The organism is Gordonia zhenghanii (genome assembly GCF_021738965.1).
GTDB lineage: Bacteria > Actinomycetota > Actinomycetes > Mycobacteriales > Mycobacteriaceae > Gordonia > Gordonia zhenghanii.
In genome coordinates this window covers 696,079-711,795 of record NZ_JAKKOQ010000001.1, presented here as the reverse complement: position 1 = coordinate 711,795, position 15,717 = coordinate 696,079, and the positions used below count along the sequence as shown (strand labels likewise).

Genomic DNA, 15,717 nt, shown 5'->3' with positions numbered 1-15,717 from the left:
GCCCGCTAGTCGAGACCCTGCTCGCCGGGAAATTCAGGCCGGATACGACCTTCCGAGGGGATACTTCCCTCGGAAGGTCCGCTTGCGCCTGAATTTCCTGAGAGGCGAAGGGGTCGAGACTCAGCGCCGCGCCCACTCCTGCGCGAACGCCAGGAACACATCGTTCTCGCTGGGTTCGGTGACCGTGACTCGCACGCCCTCGCCCGCGAACGGACGCACGATGACCCCGGCCTCGGTGGACGCTGCGGCGAACGGCGCTGCGTCGTCGCCGAGGGCGAGCCAGACGAAGTTGGCCTGGGAGTCGGGCACCGAGTAGCCGAGGTCGCGTAGACGTGCGGTGACGCGCGTCCGCTCGGTGACCACCGCGTCGGTACGGGCCAGGAGTTCGGCCTCGGCGCGTAGCGACGCGACGGCGGCGGCCTGGGCAAGACTTCCGACGCTGAACGGGACGTGGATCTTGCCGAGCGCGGTGATCACTGCGGGGTCGCCGACCGCGTAGCCGACGCGTAACCCGGCGAGTCCGTATGCCTTCGAGAAGGTCCGCAGGACAACGAGATTCGGGTATTCGCGGCGCAGTTCCAGTGCGTCGTAGGCGAGGGGGCCGTCGAGTCGCGTGTACTCGAAGTAGGCCTCGTCGAGGGCGACGACGACGTCGCTCGGCACTGCGTCGAGGAAGTCGCGGAGAGCCTGCGCCGCAACGACCGTGCCCGTCGGGTTGTTCGGATTGCAGACGAAGATCAACCGAGTGCGGTCGGTGATCGCCGCCGCCATCGCTTCGAGGTCGTGAACCGCCTCGCCGGTCAGTGGCACCTGGACGGGTGTCGCACCCGCGACCCGAGTGGCGAGCGGGTACGTCTCGAACGACCGCCACGCGAACAGCACCTCGTCGCCGGGGCCCGAGGTCGCGGTGATCAGGTTCTGGCACAGGATCACGGACCCGCACCCGACCTGGATCTCGGCGGGGGTCACTGCCACGGCTTTGGCGAGTTCGTCGGTGAGTTCCACCATCCCGTTGTCCGGGTAGCGATTGGCGGTCGACGCAGCGTCGGTGATCGCAGCGATGACGCTCGGCAGCGGGGGATGGGTCACCTCGTTGCTCGCAAGCTTGATCGCGCCGGGAAACGTTTTGCCCGGAACGTAGGCGGGCAGGGACTCCAGATCTGGTCTCATACGCGGTGTCACCCCTTGAATGTATGCCTGACCAGGGCAGCGACGCACATCCGGTCGCCGATTTGCGTCTGCGAGAGGTGCCTGTGTAATGTTTTGCCTCGGCAGTTCGGAATAGGAACTCCGCTGGAGGCGTGCCAGAGCGGCCGAATGGGACTCACTGCTAATGAGTTGTCTCGCTAAAACGGGACCGGAGGTTCAAATCCTCTCGCCTCCGCCGACCGGGGTCACGCCCTCGGAAGAATTGAATATCGGATCGGGTACACTCGATCCGGGCACGCGCCCGTAGCTCAACGGATAGAGCACCTGACTACGGATCAGGAGGTTTGGGGTTCGAATCCCTACGGGCGCACCACAATGAGCAGGTCAGAGAATTTCTCTGACCTGCTCATTGCATGTCAGGACTTCTGTGCGCGGGCGTTCACGTCGTCCGCTGCGAGCACTGGGCTCAGCTCCGGTCGCTTCGGCGTCCGGCCGTCGCCCAGCGAGCGGCCGCGCAGCTTCCGCACGATCCACGGGGTGAAGAACTCGACCAGCCAGCGCGCGTCGTCGACGGTCCGCCGTACGGGGTTCGGCTCGCCTGCGATGCCCAGCGGCCTGCCCCAGTGCGGGTCGGACCCGGGCAGATCGAGTGCGTGTGCGGCGCCCGCTGCGAAACGGTCATGGCCCAGGCTAGACGCGTGCAGTCGGTCGGTCGACCAGGATCGGCGGTCCCGCAGAACGGGCGCGGCGAAGAGGTCGACGAGCACGAACCCGTGTCGCCGTGCGAATCCTCGCATGATGTCGTTGACCTCGAACAGTCGTGACTCGAATGCGCGGCCGAGTGGGTTGATCTGGGCGATGTCCGGGAACGTGGAGACGATCACCGTCGCACCGGTCGCGGCGAGCGAGCCGTAGATCTGTTCGAGGTCGGCGTGGACGACGTCGAGGTCGGCTCGGCCGATCACGTCGTTCATGCCCAGCGGTGCGGCGACCAAGTCGGGCTTCATGGCGAGCGCGGGCGCGAGTTGCTCGTCGAGTGTGTTCCGGGTGTTCTTTCCGCGGATCGCCAGGTTCGCGTAGCGCAACTCCGGATTGATCTCCGCCAACTGCGCGGCGAGACGGTCCGCCCATCCGCGATACGTGTCGGGGCCTGCTTCATCGCACATGCCCTCGGTCTGGGAGTCGCCGATAGCGACGAATCTCGAGAACTCCATGCACCCGATCGTAGCGATCGAACGATCGAAGCCTCCGCAAGCTTTACAAAAGTATTGGAATGTATAGACAGGTGACGTGACAGCGGTTAGTGTCAAGTTTATGAGAGGTGAACCGAAGGAGCGAACGATGGCGAACCCGACAGTCGACGACGGACTCGTCGACGCGACGCAATGGCGAGACAAGAAGCGGCACCTCTGGTTGCTGGGGCTCGTTCCGCCGACCGCGGTCTTCCTGGCGACCGGGCTGATCGCGCTCATGAACTGGCTATCGGGCGTTCTCGACTGGGGCTGGCTCGGCGCCGTCTCGCCGATCTGGTGGTGGATCGGCCCGATGCTGATCTACGTGCTCCTGCCGATCCTCGACGTGTTCTTCGGCCCCGACGGCCAGAACCCGCCCGAAGAGGCTATGGAGGAGTTGGAGGCGGACAAGTACTACCGCTACTGCACCTACGTGTACATCCCGTTCCAGTTCGCGAGCCTCGTCTTCGCCGCCTACCTGTGGACGGCAGGACCCGGCGGACGCTTCGGCGACCTCAGCTGGCTCGGAGTCGACGGCGGATCACTCGGCCTCGCCTCGAAGATCGGGCTGACCTTGTCCATCGGGCTGATGGGCGGCATCGGCATCAACACCGCGCACGAGCTCGGCCACAAGAAGGTGTCGATGGAACGGTGGCTCTCGAAAGTCACGCTCTCGCAGACCTTCTACGGCCACTTCTTCATCGAGCACAACCGCGGCCATCACGTCCGGGTCGCCACTCCAGAGGACCCGGCTAGCTCGCGGTTCGGCGAGACGTTCTGGTCGTTCCTGCCGCGCAGCGTGGTCGGCAGCCTGAAGTCGGCGTGGTCGCTGGAGGCCAACCGGCTGCGGAAGGCGGGCAAGCCCGTCTTCCACCAGAGCAACGACGTCCTCAACGCGTGGGCGATGTCCGTGGTTCTGTGGGGTGCGCTCGCCGCGATCTTCGGCTGGCAGGTCCTGCCGTTCATGGTGATCCAGGCGATCTACGGCTTCTCGCTGTTGGAGACCGTCAACTATCTCGAGCACTACGGTCTGCGTCGTAAACAGAATGAGCGGGGACGCTACGAGCGCACCGCGCCGTCGCACAGCTGGAACAGCGACCACATCTGCACCAACATCTTCCTCTACCACCTGCAGCGGCACAGTGATCATCACGCGAACCCGACACGTCGCTACCAGACGCTCCGCAGCTTCGACGAGGCGCCGAACCTGCCGTCCGGCTACGCGAGCATGATCACGGTCGCGTACTTTCCGCCGCTCTGGCGCAAGGTCATGGACAAGCGGGTCATCGCCCACTACGACGGCGACCTGACTCGCGCCAACCTGCAGCCGGGCAAGGAAGCGCGTCTGCTCGCCGCGAACGGGCAGGCGTGAGCATGGCCGCCTACTACTGCGAAGTCTGCGACTACACGTACGACGAGTCCGTCGGCGCGCCGCGCGAGGGGTATCCGGCGGGCACGGCGTGGGCCGATGTCCCGGACGAGTGGCCGTGCCCGGACTGCGGTGTCCGGGAGAAGGCGGATTTCATCGAGGGCAGGAGCACGACATGAACTACAAGCTGTACCAGTGCGCTCAGTGTGGATTCGAATACGACGAGGCGGAGGGCTGGCCGGAAGACGGCATCGCGCCGGGCACTCGGTGGGACGACATCCCGGACGACTGGAGTTGCCCGGACTGTGGAGCAGCGAAAGCCGACTTCGACATGGTCGAGGTGGCGCGAGGATGACCGACGGCGTCGCTGTCGGCTCGCCGTAGGCTGGATGCCGTGAGCACTCCGACCCGGGACCGACAGTCGTACGCGTCTGCGAGCAAACAGCTCCTACGGAACTCGCTGCTGGACGGTCTGCGGGAACTCCTGGTGGAGAAGGACTGGGCGCGGGTGACCATGAGCGACGTCGCTCAGTTCGCGGGCGTCAGCAGGCAGACGGTGTACAACGAGTTCTCCTCGCGCAACGGCTTGGCGCAGTCGTATGCGCTGCGGCTCGTCGACCAGTTCACCGAGGAGATCGCGACAGCGGTCGAGTCGACGTGTGACGACGTCGAAGGCGCGTTCACCGTCGGCTTCGCCGGGTTCTTCGCCAGTGCCGCAGAAGATCCCATGATCGCGTCCCTGGTGAGCGGCGAGGCCAAGCCCGACCTCCTCAGACTCATCACCACCGATTCGGCTCCGCTGATCGAAGCGGCGACGGCCAAGCTCGACACTCTCCTGCAGCAGTCATGGATCGCGATGCGGGCCGCCGATTCGGGTCGGATCGCTCGGACGATCACCCGGATGGCGCTGAGCTATGTCGCGATGCCGCCGGAGGCCGACTTCGACGTCGCCGCCGACCTCGCCTGCGTGATGGCTCCGGCGATCACACAAGCGAGGCGCTGACGGCGCTGACCGTCAGGAAGCCCCAGACTCAGGAAGCCCCAGACTCAGGAAGTCCCAGACAGGAACGCTGACACCGACGCCTCGAACGCCGCTTTCGCCTCGATCATCACCCAGTGCCCGCATTTGGGGAAGATGTTGAGCTGTGCGTCGGGGATGAGTCGCATCGGGACGAGCGCCATGTCGGGCGGGCTCACCCGGTCGTCGCGCCCCCACGTCAGCAGCGTCGGGCACTTCACCTTGTGCATCATCGCCCAGTAGGGCGGGAAATCGGCGTCGGCGAGGAACTTCTGCTGCATCTCGAACGCCGCCGAGCCGTACATCATCGACGCGGTCTTCGCCGCGTCCGGATTGATCGCCGCCTCCCACCGTTCCTCGAGCAGATCGTCGGTGACGAGCGCGCGGTCGTAGACCATCGAATTCAGCCAGCGGACGAGCTTGTCGCGGTCCGGTGCATCGGTGAACTCCTGGAGCAGGCGGAGTCCCTCGGAAGGGCTGGAGCTGAACAGGTTCGGGCCGACGCCGCCGATCGTGACGAGTTTCGACATGCGGTCCGGGTGTTTGATCGCGAGGTTGATCCCGACGACTCCGCCCATCGAGTTGCCGATCACCGCGGCGGAGGGGATGTCGAGCGCGTCCATGAACCGGATGACCGAAGAGCCCGCGGTCAGGACCGGGTGTCCTTCGACGGCGTCGGACACCCCGAATCCAGGGAATTCGACGATGTAGCAGTGGTGGGTCCGGGCGAAGAACTCCAGGTTTCCTCGGTAGTTGCGCCACCCGGTGACACCCGGTCCGCTGCCGTGGAGCAGCAACAGCACGTCGTCGTTGTGCTCGCCTGCCTCGTGGTAGCGGATCACTCCCTTGTCGGTGGCGATCTCTCGGCGGGTTCCCTCATATGTCACGTCCATACGAACAGAATAGAACGTGTTCTATTTCCCTGCCGGGAGTACCCTCGAGGGAATGCAGATCGATTCTTCGGTACCGGTCGTCGCAGCGGGTCTGATCGGCGGCTATGCCGCTGCTCGGTATACCGGTCGACGTGAACTGGGCGGCGTGGTACTGGCAGTAGCGGGCGTGGCCGCCGGCAGGTCGTGGTCGACGCGCGGCCCCGCGGTGACCGGCGGACTCGCGGCCGTCTATCTCGGCGCGTTCGGAGCGTCGCACCCGCTCGCGAAGAAGATCGGAGCCTGGCCGTCGGTCCTCGCCGTGACCGGCGCCGCGTCGGGTGCGACCGCAGCTGCGCTCGCCGCCGCGGACGGACAGGTGCGATGAACCGGTACGTGATGGGGCAGGGTCGGCGCACGCCGCGCGGACTCGCGGCGCTGTGCCTGTTCGCGACAGCACTCTTGGCGGCGGCGTGCTCAGGCGGCAGCGGCAGCGGACCCTCGGAGCCGCCGGCGAAGGTCTCGCTCGCCAGCCCGGCGAAGAAGGTCAATCCGACCGACGAGATCGTGGTGCGCGCGAGCGGCGGCGACCTCGAGACGGTCACGGTCGCCAATCCCGCGGGCAAACAGGTCAAGGGCGTGCCCACCGAGGGCGGCGCGGCCTGGCACACCACCGAGGACCTCGGATACGGGACCACGTACACAGTGGCGACGGACGCGGTCAACAACGACGGCAGACACACTCGCAAGACGTTCGAGGTCTCGACCATCGACCCGGTCGACACCGCGTACGCGAATGTGGTGCCTGCGCCTGAGATGGTCGCCGACCAGGGGATCGGGGTCGGACAGCCGATGGTCTTCCAGTTCACCAAACCGGTGACGAACAAGGCCGAGGTCGAGAAGCACCTGTCCGTGACCACCACCCCGGAGCAGCCCGGAGCCTGGTATTGGACCGACGACCAGAACGTGCACTACCGGGCCAAGGACTACTGGCAGCCCGGAACCGAGATCCATATCGAGGCGAACGTCTACGGAGTCGACCTCGGCGACGGGATCTACGGGGCCGAAGACAACTCCGTCGACTACACGGTCCACGACTCGTGGGTCGCCAAGGCCGACGGCTCGACCGAACTGCTCACCGTCTTCCACAACGGCGAACAGGTCAAGCAGATGCCGATGAGCCTCGGTGATCCGAGCACGCCGTCGCACGAGGGGCCGCACGTCGTGTCCGAACGGCTGGACAAGGTCGTGATGGACTCGTGCACATTCGGCGTCTGCCAAGGCGATCCCGATTACTACAAGGAGACGGTGTTCAAGAATCTCCGCATCTCCAACGACGGCGAATTCGTGCACGCCGCACCGTGGTCGACCGGACAGCAGGGCTCTGCGAACGTCTCGCACGGCTGCGTCAACCTGAGCAACGAGAACGCGCAGTGGATGTTCGACCATTTCAATATCGGGGACGTCGTGGAGATCACGAACTCGGGCGGACCGGAGCTTCCCGTGTGGGACACCTACGGCGACTGGTCGGTCCCGTGGAACACGTGGAAGGCCGGAAACGCCGACCAGTGACGCGCGTCAATCCTTCGACAGCTTCGACGGGAACCAGATCCGTCGTCCGACGTCGACTGTGACCGCCGGGACCAGGAGTGATCGCACGATCAGCGTGTCAACGAGGACACCGAACGCGACCAGGAACGCCACCTGAGCGAGGAACAGCAACGGGATAACCGCGAGCGCTGCGAATGTCGCTGCGAGGACGATGCCCGCAGCGCTGATCACTCCGCCGGTGCTGGTCAGCGCCGACAGCATGCCGGCGCGCGTCCCGAGACGTCGCGTCTCTTCGCGGGCTCGGGTCATCAGGAAGATGTTGTAGTCGACGCCGAGAGCGACGAGGAACACGAATGCGAACAGGGGCACGACCGGATCCGCGCCGGGGAATCCGAACGGGCCGTTGAACAGGAGAGCGCCGACCCCGAGCGTGGTCGCGAACGACAGCACGGTGGTCCCGAGTAGCAGCAGCGGGGCCACGATCGATCGCAGCAGCAGGATCAACACCGCCAGCACGACGATCAGGACGAGTGGGATCACGAGGTTCCGGTCGTGGCGCGCGGTGACCAGGGTGTCGAGGTCGAGGGCGGTCGGACCGCCGACCAGGGTGTCGTGACCGCCGACGGCGTCTCGGATCGCGACGACCGTGTCTTGCGCGGTGAGTGAGTCCGGGTCGTCCGCGAGGACCACTTCTACGGCGGCGCGACCATCGCGAACGACCGGCGCGCCGTCCTCGACGAGGACCTGGGCGGAAGCGACACCCGATACCTGCCGGACGGCGGACGTAGTTCGGTCTGCGTTGCCTGCGGGCGTGACGATCCAGGTCGGCGAGCCGGAGCCTGCGTCGAAATGAGCGTCGTGCAACTGCGCGCCGGTGACGGAGTCGGCGTCGCCGAGGAAGAAGTCGGTCGTCGCGACGCCGTCGGCGCGGAACATCGGAGCGAACGCCGCGCCGATCACCAGGACCACGAGTGTCGCCGCCCACGTGCGCCGGGGCTTGGCCGCGACGACGTCGGCGACGCGCTTCCACAGCGGATGCGGTTGGCCTGTGTCGTCGGTCGTCGGACGGCGGGGCCAGAATGCGGTCCGACCGAGCAGCGCGAGTGCCGCGGGGAGGAAGGTCACCGACACCAGTAGCGACGCCGCGACGCCGATCGCCGCGACCGGCCCCAGGCTGCGGTTCGAGTTGAGGTCGGAGAACAGCAGGCAGAGCACGCCGAGGATCACAGTGCCCGCCGACGCGGCGATCGGCGGCAGAGTTGCGCGCCATGCGGTCACCAGGGCTCGACGCGGATCGTCGTCGGTGGTGAGTTGCTCGCGGTACCGCGCGACCAGCAGCAACGCGTAGTCGGTGGCGGCGCCGAAGACGAGGATGAACAGGATCCCCTGACTCTGTCCGTTGAGTTCGAGCGCACCGCTGTCGGCGAGGGCGTACACGATTCCCGAGGCGAGTGCGAGGCCGAACACCGCCGACAGGAGCACGACGATCGGCAGGATCGGCGATCGGTACACGAGCACGAGGATGATCAGGACGAGGATTCCGGCAACCAGCAGCAGGATGCCGTCGATTCCGGCGAACGCTGCGGACATGTCGGCGGACTGCACTGCCGGACCTGTCAGCGAGGTGCGCACTCCGGGCGGTGGTTCGGCGAGAGCGTCCTGCAGTCGTTCGACAGCGTCGGACGGTTTTCCGTCGGTGGAGACCGGAACGATCAGCTGAGCTGCCTGGTGGTCGTCGGAGACCAGGGGAGGCGAGAACCGTGGCGCGAATCCATCGGTCCCCTGCAGCGGCGCGAGAGCGTCGGACAGGTAGGTCGAGTCAGCATCGGTCCACCCGTCTGCGCGCTCGGCCACGACGATCGCCGGAAAGTACTCGGTGTCGGTGAACGCATGCAGCAGTTCCTGGACCTGAGTCGATTCGGCCGACGACGGCAGAAACGAGCTCGCGTCGTCGGTGGACACTTGGCTCAGTTGGCCCGCGAGCGGCCCGGTGACTCCGGCGATCACCAGCCAGACGAGCAGAGCGACAGCCGGAACGACGATGCGAAAAACCCTGCGCGAGGCCATGGTGACTGTCTACCAGTACGACGAGCCCGCGCTAAACGAGTCCTACTCACGCCGATCGAGCCGTACCCACGTTGATCGAGCCTGCCCTCACGTTGACCGAGCCTGCCCCCACGTTGACCGAGCCTGCCCCCACGTTGATCGAGCCTGCCCCCACGTTGATCGAGCGGAGTCGAGATCGTTTGTGGCTGGGTCTCGACTTCGCTCGACCAACGGGACAGGCCTCGACCAACGGGACAGGCCTCGACCGGCGGCGACTACCAGATGTGCACCCGCTCGGCGGGGTCGAGGTAGAGGGCGTCGCCGGGGGTGACGTCGAACGCCGAATAGAACGAGTCGACGTTGCGGACCACGCCGTTGCAGCGGAACTCGGGCGGGCTGTGCGGGTCGATCGACAGACGGCGGATCGACTCGGCGTCGCGCGTCTTGGTCCGCCAGATCTGCGCCCAACTGAAGAACACCCGCTGCTCGCCGGTGAGGTCGTCGATGACCGGAGGTTCGCCCGAGCCCTCGGTCGCGATGCGGTAGGCGACCAGTGCGATCGACAGCCCGCCGAGATCGCCGATGTTCTCGCCGAGCGTGAACTCGCCGTTGACCTTGTACTTCTCGTCCAGCCCGTCGGGGGTGAACTGGTCGTACTGGGCTGCGAGGGCGGTGGTGCGCTTGCTGAACTCGGCGCGGTCGTCGTCGGTCCACCAGTCGACGAGGTTGCCGTCGCCGTCGTACTTGGCGCCCTGATCGTCGAAGCCGTGCCCGATCTCGTGCCCGATCACTGCACCGATGCCGCCGTAGTTCGCGGCGTCGTCGGCGGCGGGATCGAAGAACGGCGCCTGCAGGATCGCGGCGGGAAAGACGATCTCGTTCATGCCCGGGTTGTAGTAGGCGTTGACGGTCTGCGGAGTCATGAACCATTCGTCCCGGTCCACCGGTCCGCCGATCTTGGCCAGTTCCCGCGACGTGTCGAACGACGATGCGCGACGCAGGTTCCCGATCAGATCGTCACGGTCGGCCTGCAGCGTCGAATAGTCGACCCACTTCGCCGGGTAGCCGATCTTCGGCGTGAACTTGTCGAGCTTGGCCAATGCGCGTTCCCGCGTGGCGGGCGTCATCCAGTCGAGGTCGGAGATGTTGCGGCGGTACGCCTCGACGAGGTTCGCGATCAGCTCGTCCATGCGGGCCTTCGCCGCAGGCGGAAAATGTTTCGCGACATAAAGTTCACCGACCGCGAAACCGGCAGCCGACTCGACGAAGCCCACACCGCGCTTCCACCGGTCGCGGATCTCCTCGGCCCCGGTCAGCGTGGTCCCGTAGAACGCGAAGTTCTCGTCGACGAACGCACTCGACAGGTAGGGCGCCACCGAGTTCAGCAGCTTCCACTGCAGCCAGGTCTTCCACTCGTCGAGGGGGCGCGACGCGACGAGCTCGCCGACTCCGCTGAAGAACGACGGCTGGCCGACGATGATCTCGGCGAAGGTCTCGTCGCTCGGAGCGTCGACGCCGGTCAGCCATGCGGCGACGTCGAACCCAGTCGTACCGTCGGTGAACTCGGCGAGGGTCCGCAGGTTGTAGGTTGCCTCGGCGTCGCGACGGCGCACGACGTCCCAGTGATGGCCGGCGATCTGCGTCTCCAGGTCGACGACAGTCGCCGCCGCGTCCTCGGGAGAGTCGATGCCTGCCAATTTGAACATCGCGGCCACGTGCTTGCGGTACGCGGTCAGCGTCTCGGCGTGGTTCTCCTCGCGGTAGTACGACTCGTCGGGCAGCCCCAGACCGCCCTGGCCGACGTGGACGAGGTAGCGGTCGGATCGGCGGGCATCCGTGTCGACGTAGAAGCCGAACAAGCCGCGGACGCCGACTCGCTGGAGGGAGCCGAGCGTGCGGGACAGGTCGGTGCTCGAGGCGATGGTCGCTATCGCCGTCAGATAGTCGCGGACCGCTTCGAGTCCGAGGTCTTCGATCCGTTCGGTGTCCATGAACGATGCGTACAGGTCGCCGATCATCGTCGACGTCGCGTCAGTCGGCTTCTCCGCGCACTCCTCGACGATCGCGCGGACGTCGGCTTCCGCATTGTCGCGCAGCACGTGGAAGGCTCCGTCGATGCTGCGGTCACCTGGAATCGTGTGCGACTCGAGCCACTTGCCGTTCACGTGGGTGAAGAGGTCGTCGGCGACGCGCACCGCGGGGTCGACCCATTCCAGGTCCAGTCCTGAGATCTGTTCGGTAGTCACACACTCCATAGTGCACGGTCTCGGTGTGGAAGGGTCTCGACCCTTCGGTCAGCGAGGGTCTCGACTCCGCTCGACCAGCGAAGAGGCGCTATTCGCCGAGGCGCTTGGACATCGACCAGATCAGGACTTCGGAGTCGGTGGTCGCGGTGATCGTCGAACCGCCGAAATCGGTGGCGCGCAGGGCGTCTGCAGTGTCGAGACGATCGCCGTCGACGGTGACGGCTCCGGCGGTGACGAACAGATGAGTGAAGCGGCCGGTGGGGACCGTGGCCGCGCCTCCGGCGTTGAGTCGGACCGCGTACAGAGTGGCACCCGAATTGGCGATGCGGATCGCGGAGTCGTGGGCGCGATCGCCCGACGCGATCGGCACGAGGGAGCCGGGTGTCAGGTCGGCGGTGACGTCCCGTTGCTCATAGCTGGGGTCGAGTCCGTTCTCGTCGGGCCACACCCACATCTGGATCAGGTGGACCGGGTCGGTCGAGGTGGCGTGGTCGTTGCGTTCGGAGTGCAGGACGCCGGTCCCCGCGCTCATGCGCTGGGCGAGTCCGGGGTGAATGAGGCCGGAGTTTCCTTCGGAGTCCTGGTGGACGAGCGATCCGGACAGGACCCAGGTGAGGATCTCGGTCTCGGCGTGCGGGTGGGTGTCGAAGCCCTGCCCGGTGGCGATGGTGTCCTCGTTGTGCACCATCAGGACGCCGTGGTGGGTGTTAGTCGGGTCGTAGTGGTCACCGAAGGAGAAGCTGTGCGACGAGGTCAACCATGGTGTCTCGGTGGCGACACGATCGGTGGCGCGCAGAATCATCGAAGACATACCTCTATTATGCGGACAGGGCCTCGTTCGGCCGTGCAGACGGCGGCGATGCGCGATCGTGACCAGAACGATTCGGTAATGTGAGGTCCAGTGCGGTGAAACGCATGTGAAAAGAGTGAAAATTGGTGTCATGGTGTGGAGGGGAAACAGTGCTGCGGCGGCGATAGTCGCTGCCGTGACACTGACGATGGTCACGGGGTGTGGGTCGGGGGACGACACCGACGTGGCCGGAATCGTCGGCAGCTTCGCGGGCGCGATCGAGGCCCAGGACGTCGACGCGGCGTCCGGGCTGACGACTGCGCCTGCTCCCGCTGCCGAGACACTCAGTGCGACGTTCGCGGGAATGGGCGCCAAGACGATCGAGACCACCGTCAACAAGCCGGTCGAGTACAGCGACGGCACGGCGTCGTTCACCATGACGACCACGTGGGAATGGCCGGGCCAGGGATCGTTCGAGACCAGCACGTCCGGCACGGCACGCGAGTTGTCGAGCGGGTGGAAGGTCCAGTGGGAGCCCGGACTCGTCTACCAGAACATGCCGGCAGGATCACGGCTGCAGAAGGTCCGCACCGACGCGACGCCTGCGCCCACCGTCGACAGCCGCACCGGCAAGACGTTCATGAAGATGGTGCCCGTCAACGAGATCACCTTCGATCCGAAAGCCGCAGGCCGTAAGTCCGGCGCGGCGATCTCCGCGCTGGCCGACGCCATCGAGCCGATCGCGCCGCTCGTCACGGCATCGGTGATTGGCAAGAAGGTCGACGAGGCCGACGGCCGTTCCGTCGTCGCCGTGACGGTGCGCGAGTCGGATATGAAGATGCTTGCGTCCGAGCCGGAGAAGATCACCGGCGTAACAATCAGCCCCGTCGGCAAACTGGTGATGGACGACCGCCGACTGTCGAGCCCGCTAGAGAGAGGTCTGACCAACTATTGGACCGCGGTGCGCGACGCGACCGCAGGCTGGCAGGTTCAACTCGTGACGCCGGGAACCCGGCCGAAGCGATTGGCAGGCAAACAGGGGCCGCCGGCCGAGGACATCCCGACCACCGTCGATCAGAATCAACAGTTGGTGCTCCGCAACACCGTCGTCGAAGTGGCGCAGCCTGCGACGGTGATGACGTTCGACGCGTCAACGGGCGGCATTCTCGCCATGGCCAGGAACGACGCCGCCACGCGAAGTGACGTGGAGGCAGGTGCCGCCTACGCCACCGGGTCGACGCTCGATCCGGTGTTCGAGGCGGTCGACCGCGCTTCCAAGGGCGACTCCGGCGCCGCTAACGACATGCTCTACCGGTTCGGCCTCGGAGTTAAGTTCACCGCGCCGGGCGTGAGCCTTCCGCGTACGGCGACGACCAAACCGAAGGTGTCGGGCGCCAGCTTCAAACCGAACGACTACAAGTCGACCATGTTGAACATGGGGGCGCTCGGCGTCGCGTTGTCGCGGGCGTCGGACGGTGCGACCGACGCCGTGGCCCCGTACATCATCAAGGGCGCGACGACGAAGGTCACCGACGGCAAGCTCGAGCATTTCGAACCGGAGGTGGCACGCGAGATCCTGCGATCGATGGCGGCCATCGCGAAAACCGGTGACGCGAGCGACCTGACCGGAGCTCCGGGGCTGCGCGCCCTCGTCGGAACCAACGGTCCGCAGGGGCCCGGCTGGTTCGTCGGCCTGCAGGGCGGCAGGGTCATCGTGATCTACTGCGAAGGCGAGACCTCGGGCACTGCGGCCCTCCAAGTGGCGCAGAAGTACTTCAAGGTGTTGAACAGCAGCTAGCGCGGTTCACGACCTGCGCCGTGCGACGAGAGCCGCGATCGAACGCCAGCCGAGGAGCAGTATCCCGGTGGCGACGGATGCGACGACGATGAACGACGTCGCGGTCCCCTGATCGGCGAACACTCGGAGAACCATCCCGACGACGACAGTCGACACCCATACGACTGCGCCGGCCGGCAGCAGCCGTCCCGGAGCGAACCGCCTGCCCGTCGCGACGACGGTGACGCACCATCCGAAGAAGGCTCCGACCAGGAACGGCCATCCAGTCGTCAGGAATCCACTGACCGTCCCCGCTTCGTCGTGGTTGCGCCGACCGATAGCGACGAATACACAGATCGCGACGATGTCGGCGACGGCGGCCAGTGCGACGATTCCGACGGAAGTCCGGTGCGCTGGGGTCCGGTGCGATGCGGTCGTGTCACGGGAGGTCATGTCTCCACGGTAGTCGGAGCATGGGGCGCGCCGATCTCACGCGGGTGAGCGACCGTCATTCGGGTCGCCGTCGGTATCGGTGGCGTCCGTCGCCGTCGCCGTCGACGGCCCGTCGTCCTCCCTGGCGATGCGGGCGCGGTCGTCGGCCATCTCCTTGTCGAGCGTGACGTCCGACTTGAACGCCCCGCGGTAGCGCACTGCGATCACGACCCAGCCGACAACGGCGACGAGGATGTAGCTGACGACGCGGTAGATGAGGACCGCGGTGAGGGCGAGGCCCGCGGGCATGCCTGCCGAGGTGAGCGCCAACTGAATGGTGATGTCGACGACGCCGATGCCGCCGGGCAGCAGCGGGATCGCCGTGCCGACCGCCTTTCCCGCAGCGTAGGCGACCATGAGGCCGGCGAATGACGGATGGGCCTCGACGGCGTAGCACGCGAACGCGAGGCAGGCGACGTCGGCGACCCAGTTGAAGAAACTCCACCCGAACGCGATCGCGCCGTCGCGCCGGTTCAGCTGGACGGCTTCCAACTGTTCGATGATCTGTTTGAGTCGAGCCGTCCCGTGGTCGGCCGCCTTGTCCCTGACGTTGTTGACCCAGCCGAGGACGCGGAGACCTGCGTTCTCGAGCATCTGCGGGTGACTGGCCAGGTATTGGACGGCGATGGCGAACACGAGGAAGCCTGCGATGCTGAAGATCACCGAGAAGGGGCTGGTCTTGGCTCCGGCGAGCAGCGCGCCACCCAGACCGAGCACGGCCAGGCCTGCACCCGCGAGCAGACCCGACATGACGACCTGCCAGGACGCGATGACCGGCGTGGCGCCCCACTTGCGACTCTCCCGGTAGACGAACGCGGGGGAGAGAACCTGGCCGCCGGGCATGGTCTGCGACACCGAATTGGAGGCGAGGATGACCGCGAGTGACTCCGCTTGACTGACTTTGACGCCTGCCGAGCGCATGAGAGCCCGTTGCACCTGCGCGTAACTGTCCATCGACAGGCCAGCGGCGACGATACAGGCGAGCACCCACTCCCAGCGGAGCTCGCCGATGTGCTCCCACGTGTCCCGCAGTTTGGGCCAGACGAAATAGCCCTCCACGCCGAGGACGACGATGACGACGACGATCGCGCCCCACCGAAGCCAGAGACGCCACGGCCGACGCTTGCCCGACGGCGAATCGGGGGCGTCGGCCGTGGCGTCAGCGTCGTCGGGCATGA

The 15,717-nt window shown here is 66.3% G+C and carries 15 protein-coding genes and 2 tRNA genes; 9 read left to right on the top strand and 8 right to left on the bottom strand.

Annotation, left to right across the window (positions count from 1 at the left end):
- Window positions 1-120 precede the first annotated feature (120 nt).
- Window positions 121-1,182 (bottom strand): histidinol-phosphate transaminase, encoded by a 1,062-nt coding sequence (gene hisC / locus L5G32_RS03175; protein ID WP_237009545.1) that lies wholly within the window; start codon window positions 1,180-1,182, stop codon window positions 121-123.
- Between the two features lie 113 nt (window positions 1,183-1,295).
- Here hisC and L5G32_RS03170 point away from each other — a divergent pair.
- Window positions 1,296-1,384, top strand: a tRNA-Ser gene (locus L5G32_RS03170).
- Between the two features lie 62 nt (window positions 1,385-1,446).
- A tRNA-Arg gene (locus tag L5G32_RS03165) sits at window positions 1,447-1,522 on the top strand.
- Window positions 1,523-1,565: 43 nt separating this feature from the next.
- Here L5G32_RS03165 and L5G32_RS03160 read toward each other — a convergent pair.
- Window positions 1,566-2,363: an SGNH/GDSL hydrolase family protein gene (locus L5G32_RS03160; RefSeq protein ID WP_237009544.1), complete on the bottom strand. Its 798-nt coding sequence runs from the start codon at window positions 2,361-2,363 to the stop codon at window positions 1,566-1,568.
- Window positions 2,364-2,490: 127 nt separating this feature from the next.
- Here L5G32_RS03160 and L5G32_RS03155 point away from each other — a divergent pair, with 127 nt between their 5' ends.
- The 4 genes from L5G32_RS03155 to L5G32_RS03140 are packed head-to-tail and all read left to right on the top strand — an operon-like array spanning window position 2,491 to window position 4,753.
- Window positions 2,491-3,753, top strand: a complete 1,263-nt coding sequence (locus tag L5G32_RS03155; protein WP_237009543.1) for an alkane 1-monooxygenase — start codon at window positions 2,491-2,493, stop codon at window positions 3,751-3,753.
- Window positions 3,754-3,755: 2 nt separating this feature from the next.
- A complete protein-coding gene (locus L5G32_RS03150; RefSeq protein WP_237009542.1) occupies window positions 3,756-3,929 on the top strand; it encodes a rubredoxin in 174 nt (57 codons plus the stop codon).
- Complete coding sequence (locus tag L5G32_RS03145) at window positions 3,926-4,105, top strand: rubredoxin (RefSeq protein ID WP_237009541.1); 180 nt, start codon at window positions 3,926-3,928, stop codon at window positions 4,103-4,105. Before L5G32_RS03150 ends, L5G32_RS03145 begins: the two co-directional genes overlap by 4 nt.
- Window positions 4,106-4,144: 39 nt before the next feature.
- The gene (locus L5G32_RS03140; RefSeq protein ID WP_237009540.1) at window positions 4,145-4,753 is read left to right on the top strand and encodes a TetR/AcrR family transcriptional regulator; all 609 of its coding nucleotides are present in this window, start codon (window positions 4,145-4,147) and stop codon (window positions 4,751-4,753) included.
- A 44-nt stretch (window positions 4,754-4,797) separates the two neighbouring features.
- Here L5G32_RS03140 and L5G32_RS03135 read toward each other — a convergent pair whose 3' ends face one another.
- Complete coding sequence (locus L5G32_RS03135; protein ID WP_237009539.1) at window positions 4,798-5,661, bottom strand: alpha/beta fold hydrolase; 864 nt, start codon at window positions 5,659-5,661, stop codon at window positions 4,798-4,800.
- Window positions 5,662-5,713: 52 nt separating this feature from the next.
- On the opposite strand from L5G32_RS03135, the gene L5G32_RS03130 reads away from it, so the two are divergent.
- Both L5G32_RS03130 and L5G32_RS03125 read left to right on the top strand, forming a co-directional pair.
- Window positions 5,714-6,025, top strand: a complete 312-nt coding sequence (locus tag L5G32_RS03130) for a hypothetical protein (protein ID WP_237009538.1) — start codon at window positions 5,714-5,716, stop codon at window positions 6,023-6,025.
- Entirely contained in the window at window positions 6,022-7,209 is a 1,188-nt protein-coding gene (locus L5G32_RS03125; protein WP_237009537.1) for a L,D-transpeptidase, read from the top strand. Before L5G32_RS03130 ends, L5G32_RS03125 begins: the two co-directional genes overlap by 4 nt.
- A 6-nt stretch (window positions 7,210-7,215) precedes the next feature.
- On the opposite strand, the gene L5G32_RS03120 is transcribed toward L5G32_RS03125, so the two are convergent.
- The 3 genes from L5G32_RS03120 to L5G32_RS03110 form a co-directional block, all read right to left on the bottom strand.
- Window positions 7,216-9,255, bottom strand: coding sequence for an MMPL family transporter (locus tag L5G32_RS03120; RefSeq protein WP_237009536.1), 2,040 nt, complete (start codon window positions 9,253-9,255; stop codon window positions 7,216-7,218).
- Between the two features lie 254 nt (window positions 9,256-9,509).
- Complete coding sequence (locus L5G32_RS03115; protein WP_237009535.1) at window positions 9,510-11,489, bottom strand: M13 family metallopeptidase; 1,980 nt, start codon at window positions 11,487-11,489, stop codon at window positions 9,510-9,512.
- Between the two features lie 79 nt (window positions 11,490-11,568).
- Window positions 11,569-12,291 (bottom strand): pirin family protein, encoded by a 723-nt coding sequence (locus L5G32_RS03110; RefSeq protein WP_237009534.1) that lies wholly within the window; start codon window positions 12,289-12,291, stop codon window positions 11,569-11,571.
- Between the two features lie 175 nt (window positions 12,292-12,466).
- On the opposite strand from L5G32_RS03110, the gene L5G32_RS03105 reads away from it, so the two are divergent.
- Window positions 12,467-14,068: an NTF2-like N-terminal transpeptidase domain-containing protein gene (locus L5G32_RS03105; RefSeq protein ID WP_237009533.1), complete on the top strand. Its 1,602-nt coding sequence runs from the start codon at window positions 12,467-12,469 to the stop codon at window positions 14,066-14,068.
- Between the two features lie 6 nt (window positions 14,069-14,074).
- Here L5G32_RS03105 and L5G32_RS03100 read toward each other — a convergent pair whose 3' ends face one another.
- Both L5G32_RS03100 and L5G32_RS03095 read right to left on the bottom strand, forming a co-directional pair.
- On the bottom strand, window positions 14,075-14,500 hold the full coding sequence (locus tag L5G32_RS03100) for a DUF3054 domain-containing protein (RefSeq protein ID WP_237009532.1): 426 nt from the start codon (window positions 14,498-14,500) through the stop codon (window positions 14,075-14,077).
- A gap of 36 nt (window positions 14,501-14,536) precedes the next feature.
- Window positions 14,537-15,715, bottom strand: coding sequence for a lysylphosphatidylglycerol synthase transmembrane domain-containing protein (locus tag L5G32_RS03095; protein ID WP_237009531.1), 1,179 nt, complete (start codon window positions 15,713-15,715; stop codon window positions 14,537-14,539).
- Window positions 15,716-15,717 lie beyond the last annotated feature (2 nt).